The organism is Bradyrhizobium sp. B124 (assembly GCF_038967635.1).
Taxonomy (GTDB): domain Bacteria; phylum Pseudomonadota; class Alphaproteobacteria; order Rhizobiales; family Xanthobacteraceae; genus Bradyrhizobium.
In genome coordinates, this window is the sequence record NZ_CP152413.1 from 1,072,503 (window position 1) to 1,095,124 (window position 22,622).

The following is a 22,622-nucleotide window of genomic DNA, read 5'->3' on the forward strand; positions in this document are numbered from 1 at the left end:
GTCCGTACGCCGCGGCAATATCGGCTTTCTGACGAGACGCGTGCGCGTGGATCGCTGTGCTGCCTGGACCAGCAGAAACAATGACCGGGACAAGCCCGGACAGGCGCCAAGCTGCGGTCCGGTGCGAAGATTTCCCACTAAATATCTGATCTAATTGTAGATATAAATATTCCATAATATACCTTATGCGAATTATGTATATGGGAATGGCCACGATCGCCCGGTCCCATTGCTTCGCTCTGGCTCGGACTGATGGATTTTGTGACTCGGACCTGAGCTAATCGATCGTCTCAGACCTGCTCCCGCCGCCCGTACCCCGTGACGCATCGGATCAACCGCTCGAGCAGAACCCCGATCGTCGATCCCACGACGACGTCACTGGCCCAATGCGCCAGCAACAGCACGCGCGTCGAAATCAGACAAGCGCCGAGCGCCCGGACGATCCCACGCTCGCCCTCGGGAAGCTGGCTCGCCGCCGAACTGATGGCGCCGACCTGAATTGCATGTCCTGACGGAAACGAGTCCTCGGCCCTGCCGGAGATTGGAATGCCGTGCAGATGACCAACGACGGTGAGCCGGTCCGGCCGCTTCTGGTTGAAGACCAATTTGAGCAGGTGCGGAACTAGGGATGCGGTCAACGCCGTGACCAGAAGATGGTCACTCGCCAGGCGTCGCGGCTCTGGCTTGCTTCGACACCGTAACCACCATCCAAGTGCTAGGGCGCAGACGACATGCTCGTCCGCCGCCCATGTCAGGATTGAGGCGGCGCGTTCTGTTGGCGGGGTTGTGTTGCGCGAGATAACGCGCGCAATGGCAATATCCGGCTGGGTCGGTCGGACCGTGATCGGCATGGATACCCTTGCTTAAGGCGACGACGGCATCTTTCAAACGTTTCGCATTCGCACCTGTTCCAAACGGCGCAAAGCAAAGGGCCCCGCTCAAGTGGGGCCCCGAATGCCGTAGCGCTCACCATTTCTGGCGGCCGTACCAGTCATTCACTTCCTTCGTGGCTTGATCCTTGGCATAGCCGTAGCGCTGCTGCAGACGGCCTTCGAGTTGATCCTGCTTGCCGGCAATGACATCGAGGTCGTCATCGGTCAGCTTGCCCCACTGCTCCTTGATCTTGCCCTTGACCTGCTTCCAGTTGCCTTCGACACGATTCCAATCCATCGCGGTTCTCCGTTGAAAGATGAGACCGTCCAACAGACGCGCCGACGCTTCGTTCCTCGAAAGGCTTGCGGCAAAGCTACGCAATCGCGATCCGCGGGTGAACCGTCGCAGATAGGAACGAGATTGCAGAGTGCCTGTTGTGGGTACGGATCACCCAAACTCACGGAGCTGCCAATGTCGGAGAAAGACCTCAGCGCCCTCTTCCTCGATACCCTCAAGGACATCTACTACGCCGAAAAGCAGATCCTCAAGGCGCTGCCACGCATGGCCAAAGCCGCCGGGTCGGACCAGCTGCGTGCCGCCTTCGAGAAGCATCATGACGAGACCGAAGGACAGATCGATCGGCTGGAGCAGATCTTCGATCTGATGGGCAAGCCGGCGCGTGGCAAGAAGTGCGACGCCATCGAGGGTATCCTCGACGAAGGCAAGGAGATCATGGAGGAGTACGCCGACACTCCGGCGCTCGATCCGGGCCTGGTCTCCGCGGCGCAGGCGGTCGAGCATTACGAGATCGCACGCTACGGCACACTGAAGGCATGGGCCACCAAACTCAGCATGAAGGATGCCGTCAAGCTCATCGACCAGACGTTGGCCGAAGAAAAGAAGACGGATGAAGCGCTCACCAAGCTCGCCGTCAGCGCCATCAACGCCGAAGCGGCCTGAGGAGATTCGCAATGAAGCGAACCATTCTGGCAGCTGGCCCCGACTGTGCGCTGGCCAAGCCAGCGCTGGGGCCGCCGACGGCGTTGGCCTAGGCCGGGAGCACGATCACCTTCGTTTTGAGCGGCGTTCGCGAATAGAGGTCGATCATGTCCTGACTGAGGAGGCCGGTGCAGCCACTCGTAATGCCGTTCCCGATGGTTTCGGGGTCGCTGGTGCTATAGATCGTGTAAAGCGTGTAGGCCCCGTTCTGATAGAGGTAGAGCACGCGGGCACCGAGTGGATTGTCGAGACCTCCCGGCATGCCGCGAGCATATTTGCCTGCCTCCGGCTGGCGCGCGATCATCTCCTTGGGGGGCGTCCAGGTAGGCCATTCGGCTTTGCGCCCGACATAGGCCTCGCCGCTCCACCGGAAGCCATCGCGGCCGACATTGGCGCCATAGCGGGTCGCGTTGCCCTCGCCTTCGATGCGGTAAACATAGTACTTCCCGGGATCGATGATGATCGTACCGGGCGCCTCGTCGCTGTCGTAGCGTACTGTCTTGCGAAAATATTGCGGTTTGACCTTGCTGACGTCGACCCCAGGGATCGGGAATTTCTCGTCAGGCACGGGCCCGTAGACTTTCTCAGCCTCGGCCAGGCTCATGTAGTCGGATGCACAACCGGTCAGGCCCAGTGCGGCAAGACCGGCAGCGGAGCCGAATAGAAACGCCCGGCGGTTGAGACGCGGCGAACAAGGCCCAGACAGATCGCCCTTGCCCATTGCGCCGGCAATTCCACGGTCCATGATCATGATTTCGGGTTTTCCGAGCTTTTCCAGAAGGCGCGACAATCCTATGTCGGGGAACCACCCCGTTACGACACTCTTATGGAGGATTTCGCGCTTTTTTATGGAGGGAAACTTTCAAGAAAAAGCTAAGGAATTCCGTTCTGTAGGTCGGTCTTATGCGGGGATTCAACACCCCCCGAAGGCTTTGCCTGATAGTCTGCCCCCGACTCAACGACACCAGTTCGAGACCTGGAGACCAATGGCCCGACGTACCGGCAGCGCTGATCTTCCCCTGCATGGTGGACGCGTGCCGCCGTGGCTGGCGGAGCGCATGGCGACGCTGGGCGCGGTCATCACGCAGGCGGTGGTCCATCATTACGGCCGCGATGCGTTTCTGCAGCGGCTCTCGCATCCGTTCTGGTTCCAGTCGTTCGGCGCCGTGATGGGCATGGACTGGCACTCGTCTGGTATCACCACGAGCGTCATCGGCGCACTCAAGCGCGGGCTCGCGCCGCTGCAGGACGAGCTCGGCATCTACGTCTGCGGTGGTCGCGGCAGGCATTCGCGGCGCACGCCGGACGAATTGTCGGCGCTGGGTGAGCGGACCGGCTTCGACGGCGTCGCCCTCACCCGCGCCAGCCGTCTGGTCGCCAAGGTCGACAGCGCCGCGGTCCAGGACGGTTTCGAGCTCTATCTGCACGGCTTCTTCGTCACCACGGACGGCAAATGGACCGTGGTCCAGCAAGGCATGAACGACCACAAGCGTCAGGCGCGACGCTACCATTGGCATTCCGAGGGGCTGCGTAGCTTCGTCGACGAGCCGCACAGCGCGATCGACGGTCCGTCGCAGGGCGAGATCGTCAATCTCACCGATCACCGTGCCGACGCCTCGCGCCAGGCACAGCTCGATCTGCTCGCCGCGCTTGGTCCCGATGGCATCGCGCATGAATATGCCGAGCTGACCGAGAAGGTGGCGGCGCAGGGCGATCTCCTGCACCTGATCATGCCCGCACATCATGATGTACGCTCGAGCGATGTCTTCATCCGCCGCCTGCACGGCACCCTCGCCGCCGCCGCGGAACGCGGGCCGCTGGATTTCCCCGACCTGCTGCTCACGCCCGGCGTCGGCGCCCGCACCGTGGAGTCGCTTGCCATGGTCGCCGAGGTCGTTCACGGGACGCCGTATCGTTTCCGCGATCCGGCGCGCTTCTCGCTCGCGCATGGCGGCAAGGACCGTCATCCGTTTCCGGTGCCGATCAAGGTCTACGATGAGACGATCGGCGTGCTGAAATCGGCGGTACAGCAGGCGAAGCTCGGCCGCGACGAGGAGTTGCAGGCGCTGAAGCGGCTGGACGACCAGGCCCGCAGGCTGGAGCTGACCGCAACCGGCCCGTCCTTCGATGCTTACGTCGCCAACGAGCGCGCGCGTTCGCCGGCGCTTGACGGCCGCTCGGTGTTCGGTTGGGAGGCCGACCTCGCCGCCCGCGACCGCATCACCAAACGCTAGGCTAGGCACGCCCGTCAGCGTCCCCTGAAGCGCGGCTTGCGCCGTCCGAGGAAGGCCGCGACGCCTTCCTTGTGATCGTCGGTCAGGCTCGCCAGCGCGAACTGGTCGAGATCCATGTGGCTGGCGAGGTCGTCGAGCGCATGCGCCAGCCGGTTGACCGTCAGCTTGGTCATCGCCACCGAAATCGGCGGCTGGGCGGCGACCTTGGCCGCGAGCGCCATCGCAGCGTCATACGATTTGCCCGGATCAGTCACCTGCTCCACCAGGCCCCATTCGTAAGCCTCGTCGGCCGAGATCCGGTCGTCGGCCAGGATCACCGCCTGCTTGGTGCGCGCCGGTCCCATCAAATGCAACATGCGTGGCACGCTCTGCCAGCTCATGTTCATGCCGAGCGCGATCTCCGGCACGCGCAGATGCGCATCGCGCGCCATCACCCGGAAATCCAACGCGACCGCGAGCGCCACGCCACCGCCGACGCAGAACCCCTCGATCGCGCCGATCGTGACCTGCTCCATCTCCTGCCAGGCGCGTGTCAGCCGCGGCCCGAGCTTCAGGTGACGGCGCAGCGTGCCCATATCCATGGTCTGCCGCGAACGGCCCTCGGCATCCTTGAGGTCGAAGCCGGCGCTGAACGATTTGGCGCTGCCGGTCAGCACCACCACCGAGGTTTCGCCATCGTCCTCGAAACTGCGCGCCGCATCGGTCAATTGCCGCAGCGCCTCCGGCGACAGCGCGTTGATACCATCGCCGCGGTCGAACCGCACCACCGCGATGCGGCCCTCCGGTCCGAGGCCCTTTTCGATCGTCACATCGTCAACCACGCATACCTCCCAGCTCGCATTGTTGTGTACTGCTTGCCTCGACATAGCACGACGATTTCGCCTATTCTGTAGGCATGAGCGAACATGATCATCACCACCACGATCACGACCATTCCGAACTGTCGGAGACCGAACTGCGCGTCCGCGCGCTGGAATCGATCCTGACCGAAAAGGGCTATGTCGAGGCTGCCGCGCTCGACGCCATCGTGCAGGCCTATGAGACGAAGATCGGCCCGCATAACGGCGCCCGGGTCGTCGCCAAGGCCTGGACCGATCCCGCCTTCAAGAAGGCGCTGCTCGAGGACGCCAGCAAGGCGGTCGGCACCCTCGGCCATGTCAGCCGGGTCGGCGACCATCTGGTCGCGATCGAGAACACGCCCGGCCGTCACAACATGGTCGTCTGCACATTGTGCTCTTGTTACCCCTGGGAAATGCTCGGCCTGCCGCCGGTCTGGTACAAGGCCTCGCCGTACCGGTCGCGCGCGGTCAAGGATCCGCGCGGCGTGCTCGCCGATTTCGGCGTCAGCCTGCCGAAGGAGACCGAAATCCGGGTCTGGGACTCTACGGCCGAAACACGCTTCCTGGTGCTGCCGATGCGGCCCGCAGGCACCGAGGGATGGAGCGAAGAACAGCTCGCCGAGCTCGTGACGCGCGATTCCATGATCGGCACCGGCTTCCCGAAAACACCGGGAGCGCCGTCGTGAACGGCGTCCACGACATGGGCGGCATGGACGGGTTCGGCAAGGTCGAGCCCGAGCCGAACGAGCCGATGTTCCATCAGGAATGGGAGTCGCGGGTGCTCGCCATGGTCCGTGCGATGGGGGCGGCCGGCGCCTTCAACATCGATGCATCGCGCTTCTATCGCGAGACCCTGCCCCCGCAGGTCTATCTGTCGAGTTCCTACTACAGGAAATGGCTGCTTGGGCTGGAGGCCCTGCTGCTCGACAAGGGCTATATCTCCAAGGACGACGTCGCGGCCGGACATGCCGTCGCGCCGGCAAAATCGCTCAAGCACGGCAAATTCTCGATCCCCGATGTCGAGCGCATCATGGTGCGCGGCAAGTTCGGCCGCGCCGCACCGGCAGCCGCGAAATTCAAGGCCGGCGATCGGGTACGGGCAAAGAACATCCATCCCGCCACGCACACGCGGCTGCCGCGCTACGTGCGCGGTCATGTCGGGGTGATCGAGCGCGATCACGGCTGTCACGTGTTTCCCGATACGGCGGCCAACGACGCCGGCGAGCATCCGCAATGGCTGTACACCGTCGTGTTCGATGGACACGAATTGTGGGGACCGGACTCCGATCCGACCATCAAGGTCTCGATCGACGCGTTCGAGCCGTATCTGGAGGCGGTCTGATGGATGCCGGCGCCGCCGCGCGCGCGACCAGCGCCGTGTCCAGCATTCCCCGCGATCAGGACGGTCCGGTGTTCCGCGCGCCATGGGAGGCGCAGGCGTTCGCCATGGCGTTGACGCTGCATGATCGTGGCGTGTTCACCTGGCCCGAATGGGCCGCGGCGCTTGCCGATCAGATCAAGCGCGCGCAGGCGGCCGGCGATCCCGACACCGGCGAGACCTATTACCAGCATTGGCTCGCAACGCTCGAACACCTCGTGGCCGCCAAAGGCGTCACGACGCCCGAGACGCTGCACCGCTACCGCGACGCCTGGGACCACGCCGCCGACCGCACCCCGCACGGCCAGCCGATCGTGCTGACGGCTAAGGATTTCGAGTAGCGACACGCTCCTCGCATCGACGCTCGCTCAGCAGCTTGTTCGGTGTCGTCGCACGGCTCGACCGGGCGATCCAGTATTCCAGAGACGTCAGTGTTTGAACTGAGAAGCCGCGGCGTACTGGATCGCCCGGTCGAGCCGGGCGATGACGGTGCGGGTGCCTTGCACACCATCGTCGTCCTGGCGAAGGCCAGCCTGCACGATTTCTGAATAATGGAAAAATACCGCTGAGTTGCCCGACGTGTCAAGCTGCCGTGTCGAACGCCGGCAGCCGCCGACTCCTTTGCATGGGGTTGTTTTCGAAATTTTGGCAGTGCGCCCCTGCGGACGGCTATCCGCCCACGGTTACGGGCCATCCTGCGCGACATATTCCCGCCAGCCCTTGGCCCGCAGGCTGCAAGCCGGGCATTCGCCGCAGCCGTAACCCCATTCGTGCTGCGCGCCGCGTTCGCCGAGATAGCAGGTGTGCGAGTGCTCGCGGATCAGGTCGACCAGCCCTGCCCCGCCGAGTGCGTGAGCAAGCCGCCAGGTCGCCGCCTTGTCGAGCCACATCAGCGGCGTGTGCAGCTCGAAGTCCCTGGCCATGCCGAGGCTGAGCGCGGACTGCAGCGCCTTGATGGTCTCGTCGCGGCAATCCGGATAGCCGGAATAGTCGGTCTCGCACATGCCGCCGATGATGTGGCGGATGCCGCGCCGATAGGCCAGTGCGCCCGCGAAGGTGAGGAACACCAGGTTGCGGCCGGGCACGAAGGTGTTCGGCAACCCGTCCGCGCCCATTTCGATGGCGACGTCGCGGGTCAGCGCGGTATCGGAAATCTCCGACAGCGTCGGGATTGCGAGTGTGTGGTTGTCGCCGAGCTTTGCTGCCCAATCCGGCCGCAGAGCCCTGATGCCGTCCAGCAGGCGGTCGCGGCAATCGAGCTCGATCGCGTGACGCTGGCCGTAGGTGAAGCCGAGCATCTCGACGCGCGCGAAGCGGTCCAACGCCCAGGCCAGACAGGTGGTGGAATCCTGGCCGCCGGAAAACAGCACCAGCGCGGTGTCGGAATTGTTCTGATCGGTCATGAGACGCGCTTATAGCGTTTTCGAGCGAAGTGGACACCGGTTCGCGTCAAGAAAACGCGTCAAACAAGAAAGCACCTGACGGCGCCGCGGCCAATCCGTGGACAGTGCCGTGTTTCCGGCGTGTTTTGCTGGGATCGGGAGGGGTGTTTTGGCATAAAGCCAATACCCCTCTGAAGCCGGTGTCCCATGACCCCCTCCCGCGACATTTCCCGCCTGATCGAGATCATGGCCGCGCTGCGCACGCCGGTGACCGGCTGCCCATGGGACCTCGTGCAGAATTTCGAGACCATCGCGCCCTACACGATCGAAGAGGCCTATGAGGTCGCGGATGCGATCGCACGCGGCGATTTCGAGGATTTGCGCGAGGAGCTCGGCGACCTCCTGCTGCAGGTGGTCTATCACGCAAGGATGGCCGAGGAGCAGAACGCGTTTGCGTTCGGCGACGTGGTCGAGGCGATCACGAAGAAGATGATCCGCCGTCATCCGCACGTCTTTGCCGACAAGGACGGCAACATCCAGCCCGCCGGCGTCAAGAGTGCCTGGGAGCGCATCAAGGCCGAGGAGAAGGCCGAGCGCGCCGCTCGGCGGCCCCCGGAAGAGACCGCGCACAAATCCTTGCTCTCAAGCGTGAAGGCCGGCCTCCCTGCCCTGACGCGGGCGATGGAGTTGCAGCGCAAGGCATCCACCGTCGGCTTCGACTGGAACGACCCGCGCGCCGTGCTCGCCAAGATCCGCGAGGAGGCCGACGAGATCGAGGCCGCGCTCGACCGCAACGACAAGCAGGAAATTGCGGAAGAAACCGGCGACCTGATGTTCGCACTGGTCAACCTCGCCCGCCACGTCGACGCCGATCCGGAAACCGCACTGCGCGCGACCAACGCAAAGTTCGAGCGGCGGTTTGCCTATATCGAGAAGGCGCTGGCCGCGAAGGGCCGCTCGCTCGACGGCGCGACGCTGGAGGAGATGGATGCGTTGTGGAATGAGGCGAAGCGCGCGACGTAGATTTTCTCTCCTCGCGCGCCTCGAAACTCCGCCTAGAGATCTGCTCCAGCTCGTCGGGCTTGCGCGCGCATGACACCGAACGGATCATTCCGGACCGCCAGCTTGCGATAGACCCTGAGGTCGTCGGGGGTCATTCCCTCACCGCGCTTCTTGCTCGAACCTGCCTCGGCCCCGATGGCAATCGAAGTGCCGGCGCCGGCGTAAATGTACTTGTCGCCAAACGCCTTCTTCAGGGCGGCAAATGTTGGCTCGCCGGTGCAATGCCCGGGGGCGATGCTTTCGACCTTGAAACGGTCTTGCAGCGCGGCCGTCACTTTGGTGATCACCTCGTCAGGGGCAGCGACCAGGTGGAAGCCTCCAGCGATCAGCCGAATCCTCGGGTTGATTGCTGCCGCAGCCTCGACGATACGCTCGATTCCAGGATGCGAGCAGCCAACAACGAGCACGATTCCATCTGCAGTATTCACCGCCAGGGACAGTTCCTTGAGCTCCTTCGTTCCCGGCAGATCAGAAATCAGAGCTATGAGTGTAATGCCAGGTGCGATTTCGGTCGTTTGGTCGATCAACTCGAAGTTGGCATCCGCCCAGGCAGCACCGAATTTCATGATCTCGGGCGGCTTGCCGTCATAGTACCGCATCTCCGGCGGCAGCGACTCGTCCTTGCGGTAGAAGCTCGACGGCAGCGACGAGCCGTAGATGCCAAATCCCTCCTTGGGAGCATAAATCTTGATCTTCGGATTGACGCTTAAGACATAGCTCAGGCCCGCCATGTGATCGGAGTGCCGGTGAGACAATACGACGAAATCGAGGTTACTAAGGTCCACATCCTTCGCCTTGACATTGGCAGCGAAGATCTTCGCGTTGTCCCCGGTATCGAACAGGATGCGCTTTCCTCCGACTTCAACGAGGGCGGAGAAGCCCCAATCCTTTGTCATCGCGGTATCAGTACCGAACGCATCGTACAGGATCGTGATCCGGGCCGCCGGCTCGGCCGCACGTGTTGCAGTGCCTATTGCGGCAACTAGCGCAGCGAGAACGACCGCGAAAAGAAAATTTGATTTGAGATACATGGAAGTTCCTCCTGTTCAAACGCAACGATTGAGGAATTCCTGACAGGCGACCAGTCGCTATAGGGCCGGACCGGACCTGCCTAGTTCAGAGACCAGCCTTCCAACGATCCATGCTCTCGACTTTGCGCGATCTCGTGGACGGCGCGGTCATGCAAATCCTCCCGCTGCGCGCCGCAAGCTGCAAGGCAATTATTTTCGTCATGGGCCGTGAACCTTTTCCTTGGTTCACGAGACTACCGCCTTCCACAAACAATTCGGACGTCGTCAGGTTTTGGAGACGTTTCGGCTCCATCGCTGCCGTTTCGCGGCGGCGACTCGTGGCGGTGGACACGCCCTATAACAGCGTCCCGTGCAGGATCACGGCAGCAACGCCGAAATAGATCACGAGGCCGGTGACATCGACCAGCGTCGCGACGAACGGCGCGGACGCGCTGGCCGGATCGAAGCCGATGCGCTTGAGGATGAACGGCAGCATCGATCCGGACAGCGAGCCGAAGGTGACGATGCCGACCAGCGCGGCGCCGACGGTGATGGCCACCAGCATCCAATGCGGGCCGTAGTCGAACAGGCCAAGCGTCTGCCAGAGCGTGATCCTGACGATGCCGATCAAGCCCAGGATGGCGCCGAGCACGATGCCGGTCGGCAGTTCGCGCATGGCGACACGCCACCAGTCGCGCAGCCGAACCTCGTGCAACGCCAGCGAGCGGATCAGGAGCGAGGTGGCCTGGGAGCCGGAATTGCCGCCGGAGCTCATGATCAGCGGGATGAACAGCGTCAGGACGATCGCCTTCTCGAGTTCGCTCTGGTACGACTGCATCGCGGTTGCGGTCAGCATTTCCGAGAGGAACAGCGCGCACAGCCAGCCGCCGCGCTTCTTGATCATTTCGAGGAAGCCGATCCGCAGATACGGCTCGTCGATCGCTTCCATGCCGCCGAACTTCTGGGCGTCCTCGGTCGATTCCTCGACGATGGCGTCGATGACGTCGTCGACCGTGACGATGCCGAGGATATGGCCGGGACCGTCGACGACGGCGACCGCGAGCAGATCGTAGCGCGAGATCAGCCGCGCCGCCTCCATGCGGTCGGCCTCCGGCGAAATCATCAGCGGCTTCCGCGCCGGTGCTGCGGTGAGCACATTGGCATGCGGATCGGCCGAGATCAGGCGGCGCAGCGGCACCGCCTGGATCAGGGTCTTCTTGACCGGGTCGATCACGAAGATCGAATAGACGGTCTCGCGGGTGCGCTCGACCATCCGGATGTGATGCAGGACCTCGGCGATGGTCCAGTTCGAGGGCACGCTGACGAATTCGGTCGTCATGATGCTGCCGGCGCTGCGCTCGGGATAGGCCAGCAGCCCCGAGATGACGTTACGGGTATCCGGATTGAGGCCGTTCAGCAGCGTGGTGCGCAGCGGCTCGACCAGTTCCTTGAAGATGTCGGCGGCGCGGTCGTCGGAGACGCCCGACAGCAGCGACACTGCCGCGTCCTTCGGCAGCTCGGCCAGGATCTCGCAGGTATTGTCGAGCCCGGGCAGGTCGAGCACCTCGATCGCTTTCTCGGCCGGCAGCGATTGCAGCAGCTTCGCCGCATCCGCCGGCTCCCGGGCATTGAGGGCATCGACGATCTCGGGCGCCCGCACATGGGCAAGGTCCCCGTTCTGGCCGGCGAGCGTGTCGTGGGTGATGGTTTCGCTGGTGTCCTGCATCGATCGGCCTCGGCTTTGCGTCCAGCAGCGCAATGAACCAAGGCGGCGCAGAATTCAAACAGAAAGTGCGGCGGCACGTCGCAGGCGCGGTCGACTGAGCCCGCGTCACGGCGCCGTCACATTTCGGGAGATTGCGCGGTGCCGTGCCGGAGGGCCGATCAGGCCCGGCTGAACAGTTTCGCGGCGTCGTCCACCGCCTGGCGCGCGGCGGCGAGATCCGGCGTTTCGTTGTCGTCGTTGAAGCCGAAATAGTCGTTTTCACCGACCGGCTGGACGACGATGCCATCGCGCCGGCCGAGGACGCTGAGGTTGCGGTAGAAGACGCCGTAATTCACATCCGGCTGGGGAATGAGCCAGGCGATCTGGCCGCGCACCGGAACGATGCTCTCGTCACGAAACAGCGCACGAGCGCCGTAGCCGGTGCAGTTGACAATGACGGTTTCGCCGATCTTCGAAAGATCGGACGGCGCCTGCAATTCGATCGGCACGAACAGCCCGCCGGCGCGCTGAAACTCCGCTTCGAGCTGACGGTAGAGATCCGTGACGTTGTAGGTGAGCGAAGCGCTTTTCCACACGTACGGCGCGGGAAACGGATTCGATCCGGCGGCCAGCAAATCCCATCGCGGCGTGAGCGACCTGATCCGGCCGCGCAATTCGAGGAATTTCTTCGAGCCGTCGCCCGAGGCATGCTGGCGCCTGTGCGGACGGCCGTCGGCGTCGGGTGCATCGTCGGACAGCAAATAGCGATCGGTCCATTCGATCGGATTGCCGGCAAGGCCGAGATAGCTTTGATGGGTCGCAAAGGTCGTGCGCGCCATCCGCTCCCAGCGGTCGGCAAAGTCCGGTGCGACGTCTGCTTCCATCGCGATACGCGAGTCCGGCGACCAGTCCCCGGTCGCACGCGCCGAGCGCACCTGCGGAAATCGCTCCTTGGCGTAGATCGTGACGGTCGCGCCCATCCTCTGGGCGGTGATCGCCGTCGTCAGACCGATCGCGCCGGCGCCAAGGACGGCAATGTTGCGCGCGCTCAATTGCAGGGCGAGCGGCACGGCCTCCTGCGCGGCGCCCCAGGACAGCGACCAGCCGCTACCGCCGTGTCCGTAATTGTGGACGACATATTTGCTGTCGATCCATTCCGCTTCAATGCGCGGACCGGCAGCGCGGAACGGACGCAGACATACCGTGACACGAAACATGCGGTCCGGACGCGCGAGAACCGGCCGGAGCGCAGGCGCGTCGACGAACGCAGCGTTGTCGGCAACGCCACGCGTTGATATCCCTGCGACCGCAGCGCTCGCCAGGCCGCCGCCGAGAAATGCTCGACGATTGAACATCGATCCCACTTCGATCCCCCTTGCCGCCACGGACTTCCGGGACGTCACGTCCCGTGCGGCAGAGCATCGAATCGTGACATGACGATGTCGCGCTTGGTCTCGTCGACCCGCACCGTCATGTCGAAGCGCTCGCCATTGAGCTCCTTGTTCAGGACCTCGGCATTGCGATGCAGCCAGCTGATGCCGGCGCCGTCGGAGGCATCGATCGAAAGATTGAGCGTGATGCGCTTGGCCGCGAGGCGATCCTCGATCGCGGTCAGGAGCTCCTCGATCCCCTCGCCGGTCACGGCCGAGACCAGGAAGCACGGGCGCTCCGGCGGCCGGCGCGCGGCGATGTTGCGCAGATTGTCCCGCTCCTCCGGATCGAAGCGATCGATCTTGTTCCAGACCTCGATGATGCGCTGGCCGCCGTCGGCGTCGGGATCGATGCCGAGCTGGTGCAGCACCGCCTCGACGTCGCGCTCCTGCGCCTCGGCATCCTCGTGGGAGATGTCGCGGACGTGCAGGATGATGTCGGCTTCCAGCACCTCCTCCAGCGTGGCGCGGAACGCGGCCACGAGCTGGGTCGGCAGATTGGAGATGAAGCCGACCGTGTCCGACAGCATCGCCTTGCCGCCATGCGGCAGGTTGAGCGCACGCAGGGTCGGGTCGAGCGTCGCAAACAGCATGTCGGCGGCTTGCACGTCGGCGCGCGTCAGCCGATTGAACAGGGTCGATTTGCCGGCATTGGTGTAGCCGACCAGCGCGACGACGCGGTACGGCACGCGCTGGCGTCCGGCGCGATGCAACCGCCGCGTCGCCTGCACCTTCTTGAGCTCGTTCTCGAGCCGCGTGATGCGGTCGCCAATCAGGCGGCGGTCGGCCTCGATCTGGGTCTCGCCCGGGCCGCCCATGAAGCCGAAGCCGCCGCGCTGGCGCTCGAGATGGGTCCACGACCGCACCAGGCGGCTGCGCTGGTAATTGAGATGGGCAAGCTCGACCTGCAACGCGCCTTCCTTGGTCTTGGCGCGGCGGCCGAAGATTTCCAGGATCAGGCCGGTGCGGTCGAGCACCTTGGTGCTCCAGGCCTTCTCGAGGTTGCGCTGCTGGATCGGCGACAACGCGCAATCCATCACCACGAGCTCGACCTTGTCGCCAGCGACGAGGCCGTTGATCTCCTCGACCTTGCCCTTGCCCAGATAGGTCGCGGGCCGGATCTGGCTGATCGGCGCGACGACGGATTCCACCACGGTGAGGTCGATCGCACCGGCGAGGCCAGCGGCTTCCTCGATCCGCGCTTCGTAGTCGCGGACAGACGAATCCGTTTGCGCATCGCCGTCGCCACGGCGCATGCGCAGGTACGGGCCGATGACGATCACCCGCCCGGTGCTCAAGTCCCCCGCCGACCCGGGCCTAGACTTGGTCCGGTCGACGCCCCCTTCAGGATTGAAGGGTTCCAATCAGTTCACTCTCAAGCCGGTGCGTCCTCACCACCTTCGAACAGTTGAATCGGAGCGCCGGGCATGATGGTCGAGATCGCGTGCTTGTAGACAAGCTGCGAGTGACCGTCGCGCCGCAGCAGCAAGCAGAAATTGTCGAACCATGTGACAATGCCCTGCAGCTTTACCCCGTTGACCAGAAATATCGTCAGTGGCGTTTTTGTTTTACGAACGTGATTAAGGAAGGTGTCTTGTAGATTTTGTGCGCGGTCTGCCGCCATTGTTTTTGTCCCGCAAGCTTGTGCTTCTTTTTCTTGAACCGGTTGCGGCTCTCTGACGGAGCCTCCTCCGGCTGCCCGCCTGCCCTGAGATCCCCCTCTGGCAGGCGTAGCGGTAGGATTAGAGGCCACGCGCGGTTTTTAGGCAAGCCGGTTCGCGCAGCAGTCGGTAGGAACACGGTGGCAATTCTAAGAAAGCGCAGGGAAAGAGACGAATATTCTCGCAGGGAGTGGATAAATCCCCCGGTTGTACCGACCCGGCCCTCGCCTCGCTCAGCGGCCCGCCCGGACCCGAGCCTGGCCTGCTTCCCCCGGCGGGTGACCGCCGAGACTTCGCGCCAGTCTACCGGCGAGTGCCGGCCCTGGCGTATTGGGTCAGGCATTTCGGGGTCAGCCGACCCCGAGCGCCTTCAGCTTGCGATGCAGCGCCGAGCGTTCCATGCCGACGAACTCCGCGGTGCGCGAGATGTTGCCGGAGAAGCGGCTGATCTGGGCGATCAGATAATCGCGCTCGAACACCTCGCGCGCCTCGCGCAGCGGCAAGCCCATGATGTGCTCGCCATTGTTGGAGGTCGGCATCGCCGGCACCATGGAGCCGACGTCCTGCGGCAGCATGTCGGCGGTGATGATCGCCTCCGGCCCGCCGCCGGCCAGGATCATCACGCGCTCGACGTTGTTGCGGAGCTGGCGGACGTTGCCCGGCCAGACATGCGACTGCAGCACGGCCATCGCGTCTTGCCCGATCTGCCGCTTCGGCAGGCCGGTGGCCGCCGAGATCTGATCCATGAAATAGTCGATCAGCTCGGGGATGTCCTCGCGGCGCTCCGACAGCGGCGGCACCCGGATCGGCACCACCGAGAGGCGATGATAGAGATCCTCGCGGAAACGGCCCGCCGCGATCTCCTCCTCGAGGTTGCGCGCGGTCGAGGAGATGATGCGGACGTCGACATGGACCTTGCCGGTGCCGCCCTGGCGCTGGAAGGTCTGATCGACCAGCACGCGCAGGATCTTGTTCTGCGTCTCGCGCGGCATGTCCGCGATCTCGTCGATGAACAGCGTGCCGCCATGCGCCTCCTCGAGCGCGCCGGCCTTGCGCTGCTGCTCGCCGTTCGATCCCTCGATGCCGAACAGCTCGATCTCCATGCGCTCGGGCGTGATCGCGGCCGCATTGATCACCACGAACGGCCCCTCGGCGCGCCCGGAGGCATGATGCAGCGTGCGCGCGGCGAGTTCCTTGCCGGCGCCGGAGGGACCGACGATCAGGATGCGGCTGTTGGCCTTGGCGGCGCGGTCGATGGTCTGGCGCAGCTGGTTCATGCAGGCCGAGCGGCCGGTCAGGACGCTCGCTGCCGGCGCCAGTTGCTTGAGCTCCTTCACCTCGCGCTTGAGCCGCGATGTCTCCAGCGCCCGCGTCGCCACCAGGATCAGCCGGTCCGACTTGAACGGCTTCTCGATGAAGTCATAGGCGCCGCGCTTGATCGCCGCGACGGCGGTTTCGATGTTGCCGTGGCCGGAGATCATCACGACCGGCAGATCGGCATTGTCCTTCTTGATCTGCTCGAGCAGTTGCAGGCCGTCGAGCTTGGAGCCCTGCAGCCAGATGTCGAGGAAGACCAGGTTCGGGCGGCGGTTGGCGATCTCGGCAAGCGCCGAATCGCTGTCGCGCGCGGTGCGCGTGGAAAACCCCTCATCGTCCAGGATACCCGCAACGAGGTCACGAATGTCAGCTTCGTCGTCGACAATCAGAATGTCACTTGCCATGGGTTACACCTGCGTTGTCAGTCGCCCGTCGCGGCTTTGATTCTTGGCTGTTGGCTTCTTGGCTCTTGTGCATTTGGCTCTTGGTTATTTGGTTCTTGCTGGTCGGGTTCTTGGATTGGCTGTTGGATTTTTGGTTCATTGTTGGTCGCCTGTGCCGGGCCGTTGGTCGGCTCTTGCGGCGGATTTTTTTCGCCGACGGGGTCGGATGATTTCGCGTCCGGCTTTTGCTCCTTGTTCTCCGGCTTGGCCGCCTGGCCCGTGACGGAAAAGCGCAGCCGCATCCAGGCCCCGCGCTGGCCCTCACGAAAATCCGACGCGTCCTTGAGCTCGATGCGGCCGCCATGGTCTTCGAGAACACGGCCGACGATCGCGAGTCCAAGACCGGTGCCCTTCGCCCGCGTCGTAACATAGGGCTCGAGCAGCCGCGAACGGGCAACCTTGGGCAGGCCGATGCCGTTGTCGACGACGTCGATCAGGATGTCGTCACCCTCGCGCTGCGCCACGACGTCGATGCGGCCCTTGCCGAGCTCCTCGCGTGGGACCTGCTCGATCGCCTCGGTCGCGTTCTTGATGATGTTGGTCAGCGCCTGCGAGATCAGCCTGCGGTCGAACTGTGCCGGCAGCGGCGCCTGCTTGATGTCGGCCTCGATGTCGAGATCGGGATGCGCGACCTTCATCAGGAACACGGCCTGACGCACCACGTCGGCGACGTCCTCGCCTTCCATCACCGGCTTCGGCATCCGCGCGAAGCGCGAGAACTCGTCGACCATGCGCCTGATGTCGTCGACCTGGCGCACGATGGTGTCGGTGCACTGCTCGAAGATCGACTTGTCCTTCTCCTCAGTGATGGTCTTGCCGAACTTGCGGCGGATCCGCTCTGCGGAGAGCTGGATCGGGGTCAGCGGGTTCTTGATCTCGTGGGCGATGCGGCGGGCGACGTCGCCCCAGGCCGAGGTGCGCTGCGCGGAGACCAGTTCGGTGATGTCGTCGAGCGTGATGATGTAGCTGTCGCGCGACTGGCTGGTCTGCTCGGCCGAGACGCGAACCGACAGATTGCGCTCATTGCCGTCTCGCAGGATCGTGACCTGCCCCTGCACCAGGCGCTGCGTGCCCTCGCGTGCGGTCTTCATCATCTCGTCGAGCTCGGGCAGCACGTCCGAGAGCGGATGGCCGAGCGTCTCCGACTCGGCATGCCCGATCAGCTTCTCCGCCGACCGGTTGAGGACGCCGATGGTGCCCGACGCGTCGACCCCGATGATCCCGGCGCTGGCCGACGACAGCACCGCCTCGATGAAGCGGCGGCGGCTGTCGATGGTCTCGCTGGCGTCGACCAGCTCGTTGCGCTGGGTGCGCAGCTCCTGGGTCATCTTGTTGAAGATTTCGCCGAGCATCGCGAGGTCGCTTGCCGATTTGTGGACCGGCACCTGGACATTGAGGTTGCCGGTCGAGACCTCGCTCGCGGCGCCCATCAGCTGGCGGATCGGCGACACCAGCCCGTTGGCGAAATTCAGGCCGATCAGCACCGAAGCCATCAGGATGGTCAGCGCGATCACCGCGAACATCAGCGCGAACGCGACCTGGATGCCGAGCCGGCGGGTCTCGAGCTGGGCATACTCGGCGGCACTGGTCTGGGTCTGCTTGAGCTGGGCGACGACGGCCGGATCGAGCAGACGCGCCACGTAAAGGAACATGTCGTCATAGGCCCGCAGCCGGACCACGGAGGCGACGTAGTTCTCCGGGAAGACCGAAATCTTCGGCTCGGTCTCGTTGATGTCCTTCAGGATGTCGGGTGGCGGTGCTTCATAGTTGAAGCGAACGCCGGTTTCAGCGCTGGCGACGATCTTGCCGTCCTTGTCCATCAGCACCGCGACCGGCAGGTTGCGCGCCTCGGCGCCGGCGGTCAGGAGTTGCAGGAACGTCATGCGATCCTGATCGTAGAGCGGCCGCGCATGGGCGAGGTCGTTGGCCATCGCCAGCGTGTCGCCGTTGATGAGTTGTGCGTGCTCCTGCATGTAGGCGCTGGCGATCGTCAGCGAGTTCTGGATCACCTGCTTGGTGGGGCCCGAGAACAGCCGGTCGAGGCCGCGCTCGATGGTGACGTTGGCGACGATCGACACCAGCACGGCGGGCAGCACCGCGATCACCGAGAACAGGCCGACGATCTGGACATGCAGCCGTGCCGCCGCCCGGCCCCGCCGTCTCGCCTGCACCATCTGCCAGACTTCCCGGACGATGATGCCGACCAGCAGCAGGATCGTGGCGGCGTTGATCATCAGGAAGGAGCGGACGACGTCTGAGGTCGGCTCGATCGGGGTCAGGCCGGTCAGCACCACGAAGGTGAGGAAGCCGGACAGCAGCGCGATCGCCACGGCAAACGGCGCCAGCCAGCGCCGCAGCGGGAAGCCCCGCGCCTCTGCAGTGGGCTCGGCCGGGGGCGCGTGTAACGTTGAAGCGGTGGTGTCTGCGCTGGTCATACCGGCAATTGAGCTGAGAGCGATCGCCCGCGGGAATTGCGAACTGATGCAATCATATCACAATGTTGCCGAATTGCGACATTTCCGCGGCGCAAACCGCGGTGCGGCGCCGTGTCCCTCAAAACCATTTGTGACTACTCAAAAACGGTTGCGAGGCTCGCGCCCCGCCCCGTCTCAGCCCTAGCCGCCGCTCCGGTAGACCTGGATATCGAGGTCGCGGATCTTCTTGCGCAGCGTGTTGCGGTTCAATCCGAGCAGGTCGGCGGCCCGGATCTGGTTGCCGCGGGTCGCCGCCAGCGCAGCGGTCAGGAGCGGGATCTCGATCTCCTTGAGGATGCGGTGGTAGAGGCCCGGCGGCGGCACCCCGTTCGGGAAGCCGGAGAAGTGCGAGGACAGATAGGCCTCCACGGCCCCGCCGAGATTGTCGACGCCGACGGTCGCGGTGCTGCCCGAGGTGACGGCCGGCGGCGCCAGCTCGCCGTCGATGACAGAAGCGGTGATGACGTCCTGCGGATAGAGCGCGGCGAGCCGCCGGGCGAGATTTTCCAGCTCGCGGACGTTACCCGGCCAGCGGTGCTGCTTCAGCCGCTCCAGCGCCTGGGTGTCGAGCTTCTTCGGCGGCAGGCCGTCCTTCTCGGCGAGCGAGAAGAAGTGCCGGATCAGGTCGGGCAGATCCTCGATGCGCTCGCGCAGCGGCGGCAGCCGCAGCGGCACCACGTTGAGGCGGAAGAACAGATCCTCGCGGAACAGGCCCTGCTGGATCAGGATGCGCAGATCCTTGTTGGAGGCCGCGACGATGCGCACGTCGGTCTTGATCGGGGTGCGGCCGCCGACGGTGGTGTACTCGCCCTGCTGCAGCACGCGGAGCAGACGGGTCTGCGCCTCCATCGGCATGTCGCCGATCTCGTCGAGGAACAGCGTGCCGCCCTCGGCTTGCTCGAAGCGGCCGGAGGCGCGGGTGTTGGCGCCAGTGAAGGCGCCGCGCTCATGGCCGAACAATTCGGACTCGATGAGATCGCGCGGGATCGCCGCCATGTTGACCGCGACGAACGGGCCGTTGCGGCGCCGGCCGTAGTCGTGCAGCGCGCGCGCCACGAGCTCCTTGCCGGTGCCTGACTCGCCCGAGATCATCACGGTCAGATCGGTCTGCATCAGCCGCGCCAGCACGCGGTAGATCTCCTGCATCGCCGGCGAGCGGCCGACCAGCGGGATCGAGTCGAACTCGCCGTCGTCGGCGGGACTGGAGACCCGCTCCTTCGGCTCGGCCAGCGCGCGGCCGACGATGGTGATCAGCTCCTTCAGGTCGAACGGCTTCGGCAGATATTCGTAGGCGCCGCGCTCGGAGGCGCGGATCGCCGTCATGAAGGTGTTCTGCGCGCTCATCACGATGACAGGCAGGTTCGGCCGCATCTTCTTGATCCGCGGCAGCAGATCGAACGCGTTCTCGTCGGGCATCACCACGTCGGTGATGACGAGATCGCCCTCGCCCTGGCTGACCCAGCGCCACAGCGTGGCGGCGTTACCGGTCAGGCGCACCTCATAGCCGGCGCGCGACAGCGCCTGGTTCAGGACGGTCCGGATGGCGGTGTCGTCGTCAGCGACAAGTATGCTACCTGCAGGCATTGTTGTTCCTCATCGTGAGGCAGGCGAGGACGTACCCGGAACGTCATCGCGGTTGCTGTGATCGTGTTGCTTGGCGGCGCTGTACATCGGCATCAGCACGCGGAAGGTGGTCTTACGCGGCTGCGACTCGCATTCGATGATGCCGCCGTGATCGCCGACGATCTTGGCGACCAGCGCGAGGCCGAGTCCGCTGCCGGTCTGCTTGGTGGTGACGAAGGGATCGAACAGGTTCGGCAACAGGTCTTCCGGCACGCCTGAGCCGTTGTCCTTGACGCAGAATTCCAGCGGCAGCGAGACCCGCGATTTCTTGCCGGGCACTGACAGCCGCACACCAGGCCGGAACGCCGTGGTGAGGTGGATCTCCGCATCGGTGCCGAGATCGGCAACCGCTTCGGCGGCGTTCTTCACGAGGTTGAGGAAGACCTGGATCAACTGGTCCTGGTTGGCCAGCACCGGCGGAAGCGACGGATCATAGTCCTCGATGAAACGGACGTTGCGGGCGAAGCCCGATTGCGCGAGGCGCTTCACATGGTCGAGCACCGAATGGATGTTGACCGGGCCGCGCGCCACCGGACGGTCGTCGCCGAACACTTCCATGCGGTCGACCAGCGTCACGATGCGGTCTGCCTCGTCGCAGATCAGCCGCGTCAGCAGCCGATCCTCCGAGGAAGCCTGCTGCTCGAGGAGCTGCGCGGCGCCGCGGATGCCGGACAGCGGATTCTTGATCTCATGGGCAAGCATCGCGGCCAGCGCGATCACCGAGCGCGCCGCGCTGCGATGGGTGAGCTGGCGATCCATCTTGTCGGCGATGGTGCGCTCCTGCAGCATCACCACGATATGTCCGGGCCGCTCGGTCAGCGGCGCGACGTGCAGGTCGACCTGACGATCGCCGCCGATCCGCGGCGTGCCGAGATCGACCTTGTATTCGTTGACCGGCGAACCGCTCGCCCGCACCTGCTCGATCAGCGCGAGCAGCGGACTGCCGAACGGCACCAGCTCCTTCAGCGACTGCCGGCGCAAGAACTGCGTCGAGATCTCGAAGAAAGATTCGGCGGCGATGTTGGCATCGACGATCCGTCCGTCGGGTGCGACCAGCAGCACCGGATTGGGCAGCGCGTTGAGGATGGCCTCGCCGTCGGTGGGCACGGGTCGGCGAAATTCCATGGCTGACGTCATGCGGCAGCACTCCAGGCAAAGTCGTCATAGGCGTCCTCGAGCGCGCGATGCACGCTGGACGGCTGCTCCGAGGTCAGGATTGCCTGCCGCCAGGTCTTCAACGTTGCCGCCGGCGCGCAGCTATAGGCCGCAGCAGTCTCCAGCGCCCAGCCGAGATGCTTGCGCGCATGCCTGAGCCCGATACGCAGGCCATAGTGGCTGCAGACCTCGTCATAGAGCGCGCGAACATGCTTGAGTTGCTCGGCGAGCGACGGCGCAGCCTCGGCGACCCCGGTCTCGAGCCGGCGACCGATCTGGCCGGGCAGCCAGGGCTGGCCCTGCGCGCCGCGCCCGATCATGACGGCGTCGGCGCCCGACATCTCCAGCGCGCCGACCGCCCTGTCGAACGAGGTGATGTCGCCGTTGACCACGACCGGGATCGTGACGGCGTCCTTGACCGCGCGCACCGCGTTCCAGTTGGCCTCGCCCTTGTAGAACTGGCAGCGGGTGCGGCCATGCACGGTGATCATCTGCACACCTGATGCCTCGGCGCGGCGCGCCAGTTCGGGCGCATTGAGCGAGCGATCGTCCCAGCCGAGTCGCATCTTCAGCGTCACCGGCACCTTGACCGCAGACAGCGTCGCCTCGATCAGCGTCACCGCGTGGTCGAGGTCGCGCATCAGGGCCGAGCCGGACTGGCCGCCGGTCACATGGCGTGCCGGGCAGCCCATGTTGATATCGATGATGTCGGCGCCGGCGCCCTCGGCGATCCGCGCGCCCTCCGCCATCCAATAGGTCTCGCAGCCGGCGAGCTGAACCACATGCGGCCCGATCCCGGCTGCCTCACAACGCAGCTTCGACATTGGCTTGCCGTTCACCAGATCGTCGCTGGCGGTCATCTCGGAGACCACCAGCCCGGCGCCCAAGGTGGCGGCGAGTCGCCGGAAGGGCGCGTCGGTGATGCCGGACATGGGCGCGAGGAGAACCCGGTTGGCGACAGCAATATCGCCTATCTTCAATGGGTTACGAGGAGTACTTTGCACGCCGGTCACAGCCGTCTCGTCGTTCTGTCAGCC

21 protein-coding genes are annotated in these 22,622 nt (G+C 64.6%); 6 read left to right on the plus strand and 15 right to left on the minus strand.

Annotation, left to right across the window (positions count from 1 at the left end; all coding sequences use genetic code 11):
- Positions 1 to 290: 290 nt before the first annotated feature.
- Together AAFG13_RS04915 and AAFG13_RS04920 are read right to left on the minus strand one after the other, a co-directional pair.
- Positions 291 to 851, minus strand: coding sequence for a phosphatase PAP2 family protein (locus AAFG13_RS04915; protein WP_342711301.1), 561 nt, complete (start codon positions 849 to 851; stop codon positions 291 to 293).
- 115 nt (positions 852 to 966) lie between these two features.
- Complete coding sequence (locus tag AAFG13_RS04920) at positions 967 to 1,170, minus strand: CsbD family protein (protein WP_212314479.1); 204 nt, start codon at positions 1,168 to 1,170, stop codon at positions 967 to 969.
- Positions 1,171 to 1,344: 174 nt separating this feature from the next.
- On the opposite strand from AAFG13_RS04920, the gene AAFG13_RS04925 reads away from it, so the two are divergent.
- A complete protein-coding gene (locus tag AAFG13_RS04925) occupies positions 1,345 to 1,833 on the plus strand; it encodes a ferritin-like domain-containing protein (RefSeq protein ID WP_050404515.1) in 489 nt (162 codons plus the stop codon).
- An 88-nt stretch (positions 1,834 to 1,921) separates the two neighbouring features.
- On the opposite strand, the gene AAFG13_RS04930 is transcribed toward AAFG13_RS04925, so the two are convergent.
- Complete coding sequence (locus tag AAFG13_RS04930; protein ID WP_342713550.1) at positions 1,922 to 2,623, minus strand: L,D-transpeptidase; 702 nt, start codon at positions 2,621 to 2,623, stop codon at positions 1,922 to 1,924.
- A gap of 235 nt (positions 2,624 to 2,858) precedes the next feature.
- Here AAFG13_RS04930 and AAFG13_RS04935 point away from each other — a divergent pair, with 235 nt between their 5' ends.
- A complete protein-coding gene (locus AAFG13_RS04935) occupies positions 2,859 to 4,106 on the plus strand; it encodes a DUF763 domain-containing protein (protein ID WP_212314480.1) in 1,248 nt (415 codons plus the stop codon).
- Between the two features lie 14 nt (positions 4,107 to 4,120).
- Here the strand turns inward: AAFG13_RS04935 and AAFG13_RS04940 are convergent, their stop codons facing one another.
- On the minus strand, positions 4,121 to 4,927 hold the full coding sequence (locus tag AAFG13_RS04940) for an enoyl-CoA hydratase/isomerase family protein (protein WP_342711302.1): 807 nt from the start codon (positions 4,925 to 4,927) through the stop codon (positions 4,121 to 4,123).
- Positions 4,928 to 5,001: 74 nt separating this feature from the next.
- On the opposite strand from AAFG13_RS04940, the gene nthA reads away from it, so the two are divergent.
- Genes nthA through AAFG13_RS04955 form a run of 3 tightly spaced genes read left to right on the plus strand, consistent with a single transcriptional unit; the run spans position 5,002 to position 6,664 of the window.
- Positions 5,002 to 5,631, plus strand: coding sequence for a nitrile hydratase subunit alpha (gene nthA / locus AAFG13_RS04945; RefSeq protein WP_050626492.1), 630 nt, complete (start codon positions 5,002 to 5,004; stop codon positions 5,629 to 5,631).
- Positions 5,628 to 6,287 carry a nitrile hydratase subunit beta gene (nthB, locus tag AAFG13_RS04950; RefSeq protein WP_212314484.1) on the plus strand — a complete coding sequence of 220 codons (660 nt, stop codon included), beginning with the start codon at positions 5,628 to 5,630 and terminating at the stop codon, positions 6,285 to 6,287. Before nthA ends, nthB begins: the two co-directional genes overlap by 4 nt.
- Positions 6,287 to 6,664: a nitrile hydratase accessory protein gene (locus tag AAFG13_RS04955; protein ID WP_212314486.1), complete on the plus strand. Its 378-nt coding sequence runs from the start codon at positions 6,287 to 6,289 to the stop codon at positions 6,662 to 6,664. The genes nthB and AAFG13_RS04955 overlap by 1 nt, the downstream gene beginning before the upstream one ends.
- A 342-nt stretch (positions 6,665 to 7,006) precedes the next feature.
- Here the strand turns inward: AAFG13_RS04955 and queC are convergent, their stop codons facing one another.
- Positions 7,007 to 7,726 carry a 7-cyano-7-deazaguanine synthase QueC gene (gene queC / locus AAFG13_RS04960; RefSeq protein ID WP_342711303.1) on the minus strand — a complete coding sequence of 240 codons (720 nt, stop codon included), beginning with the start codon at positions 7,724 to 7,726 and terminating at the stop codon, positions 7,007 to 7,009.
- A 186-nt stretch (positions 7,727 to 7,912) separates the two neighbouring features.
- Between queC and mazG the strand changes: the two genes are divergently transcribed.
- A complete protein-coding gene (mazG, locus tag AAFG13_RS04965; RefSeq protein ID WP_212314492.1) occupies positions 7,913 to 8,728 on the plus strand; it encodes a nucleoside triphosphate pyrophosphohydrolase in 816 nt (271 codons plus the stop codon).
- A gap of 32 nt (positions 8,729 to 8,760) precedes the next feature.
- Here mazG and AAFG13_RS04970 read toward each other — a convergent pair whose 3' ends face one another.
- From AAFG13_RS04970 to dusB, 10 genes are all read right to left on the minus strand, one after another.
- A complete protein-coding gene (locus tag AAFG13_RS04970) occupies positions 8,761 to 9,798 on the minus strand; it encodes an MBL fold metallo-hydrolase (protein ID WP_342711304.1) in 1,038 nt (345 codons plus the stop codon).
- Between the two features lie 334 nt (positions 9,799 to 10,132).
- Positions 10,133 to 11,503: a magnesium transporter gene (gene mgtE, locus AAFG13_RS04975; protein WP_212314494.1), complete on the minus strand. Its 1,371-nt coding sequence runs from the start codon at positions 11,501 to 11,503 to the stop codon at positions 10,133 to 10,135.
- A gap of 158 nt (positions 11,504 to 11,661) precedes the next feature.
- The gene (locus AAFG13_RS04980) at positions 11,662 to 12,837 is read right to left on the minus strand and encodes an FAD-dependent oxidoreductase (RefSeq protein WP_342711305.1); all 1,176 of its coding nucleotides are present in this window, start codon (positions 12,835 to 12,837) and stop codon (positions 11,662 to 11,664) included.
- Positions 12,838 to 12,881: 44 nt separating this feature from the next.
- Positions 12,882 to 14,168 (minus strand): GTPase HflX, encoded by a 1,287-nt coding sequence (gene hflX, locus AAFG13_RS04985; protein WP_342713551.1) that lies wholly within the window; start codon positions 14,166 to 14,168, stop codon positions 12,882 to 12,884.
- Positions 14,169 to 14,287: 119 nt separating this feature from the next.
- Positions 14,288 to 14,536, minus strand: coding sequence for an RNA chaperone Hfq (gene hfq, locus AAFG13_RS04990; protein ID WP_006020546.1), 249 nt, complete (start codon positions 14,534 to 14,536; stop codon positions 14,288 to 14,290).
- A 387-nt stretch (positions 14,537 to 14,923) separates the two neighbouring features.
- A complete protein-coding gene (locus tag AAFG13_RS04995; RefSeq protein WP_028331957.1) occupies positions 14,924 to 16,294 on the minus strand; it encodes a sigma-54 dependent transcriptional regulator in 1,371 nt (456 codons plus the stop codon).
- 17 nt (positions 16,295 to 16,311) lie between these two features.
- Entirely contained in the window at positions 16,312 to 18,768 is a 2,457-nt protein-coding gene (locus AAFG13_RS05000) for an ATP-binding protein (RefSeq protein ID WP_342711306.1), read from the minus strand.
- Positions 18,769 to 18,948: 180 nt separating this feature from the next.
- A complete protein-coding gene (gene ntrC, locus AAFG13_RS05005) occupies positions 18,949 to 20,391 on the minus strand; it encodes a nitrogen regulation protein NR(I) (RefSeq protein WP_029084144.1) in 1,443 nt (480 codons plus the stop codon).
- Between the two features lie 9 nt (positions 20,392 to 20,400).
- Entirely contained in the window at positions 20,401 to 21,567 is a 1,167-nt protein-coding gene (locus AAFG13_RS05010) for a nitrogen regulation protein NR(II) (protein ID WP_092114488.1), read from the minus strand.
- Positions 21,564 to 22,565 (minus strand): tRNA dihydrouridine synthase DusB, encoded by a 1,002-nt coding sequence (gene dusB / locus AAFG13_RS05015; RefSeq protein WP_342711307.1) that lies wholly within the window; start codon positions 22,563 to 22,565, stop codon positions 21,564 to 21,566. Before dusB ends, AAFG13_RS05010 begins: the two co-directional genes overlap by 4 nt.
- Between the last annotated feature and the right edge of the window lie 57 nt (positions 22,566 to 22,622).

What these genes read in the sequence shown, in the direction of transcription:
- AAFG13_RS04915 (WP_342711301.1), bottom strand. Translation starts at nt 851, where the DNA reads ATGCCGATCACGGTCCGACCGACCCAGCCGGATATTGCCATTGCGCGC.
- AAFG13_RS04920 (WP_212314479.1), bottom strand. Translation starts at nt 1,170, where the DNA reads ATGGATTGGAATCGTGTCGAAGGCAACTGGAAGCAGGTCAAGGGCAAG.
- AAFG13_RS04925 (WP_050404515.1), top strand. Translation starts at nt 1,345, where the DNA reads ATGTCGGAGAAAGACCTCAGCGCCCTCTTCCTCGATACCCTCAAGGAC.
- AAFG13_RS04930 (WP_342713550.1), bottom strand. Translation starts at nt 2,623, where the DNA reads ATGATCATGGACCGTGGAATTGCCGGCGCAATGGGCAAGGGCGATCTG.
- AAFG13_RS04935 (WP_212314480.1), top strand. Translation starts at nt 2,859, where the DNA reads ATGGCCCGACGTACCGGCAGCGCTGATCTTCCCCTGCATGGTGGACGC.
- nthA (WP_050626492.1), top strand. Translation starts at nt 5,002, where the DNA reads ATGAGCGAACATGATCATCACCACCACGATCACGACCATTCCGAACTG.
- AAFG13_RS04955 (WP_212314486.1), top strand. Translation starts at nt 6,287, where the DNA reads ATGGATGCCGGCGCCGCCGCGCGCGCGACCAGCGCCGTGTCCAGCATT.
- queC (WP_342711303.1), bottom strand. Translation starts at nt 7,726, where the DNA reads ATGACCGATCAGAACAATTCCGACACCGCGCTGGTGCTGTTTTCCGGC.
- mazG (WP_212314492.1), top strand. Translation starts at nt 7,913, where the DNA reads ATGACCCCCTCCCGCGACATTTCCCGCCTGATCGAGATCATGGCCGCG.
- AAFG13_RS04970 (WP_342711304.1), bottom strand. Translation starts at nt 9,798, where the DNA reads ATGTATCTCAAATCAAATTTTCTTTTCGCGGTCGTTCTCGCTGCGCTA.
- mgtE (WP_212314494.1), bottom strand. Translation starts at nt 11,503, where the DNA reads ATGCAGGACACCAGCGAAACCATCACCCACGACACGCTCGCCGGCCAG.
- AAFG13_RS04980 (WP_342711305.1), bottom strand. Translation starts at nt 12,837, where the DNA reads ATGTTCAATCGTCGAGCATTTCTCGGCGGCGGCCTGGCGAGCGCTGCG.
- hflX (WP_342713551.1), bottom strand. Translation starts at nt 14,168, where the DNA reads ATGCGCCGTGGCGACGGCGATGCGCAAACGGATTCGTCTGTCCGCGAC.
- hfq (WP_006020546.1), bottom strand. Translation starts at nt 14,536, where the DNA reads ATGGCGGCAGACCGCGCACAAAATCTACAAGACACCTTCCTTAATCAC.
- AAFG13_RS04995 (WP_028331957.1), bottom strand. Translation starts at nt 16,294, where the DNA reads ATGGCAAGTGACATTCTGATTGTCGACGACGAAGCTGACATTCGTGAC.
- AAFG13_RS05000 (WP_342711306.1), bottom strand. Translation starts at nt 18,768, where the DNA reads ATGACCAGCGCAGACACCACCGCTTCAACGTTACACGCGCCCCCGGCC.
- ntrC (WP_029084144.1), bottom strand. Translation starts at nt 20,391, where the DNA reads ATGCCTGCAGGTAGCATACTTGTCGCTGACGACGACACCGCCATCCGG.
- AAFG13_RS05010 (WP_092114488.1), bottom strand. Translation starts at nt 21,567, where the DNA reads ATGACGTCAGCCATGGAATTTCGCCGACCCGTGCCCACCGACGGCGAG.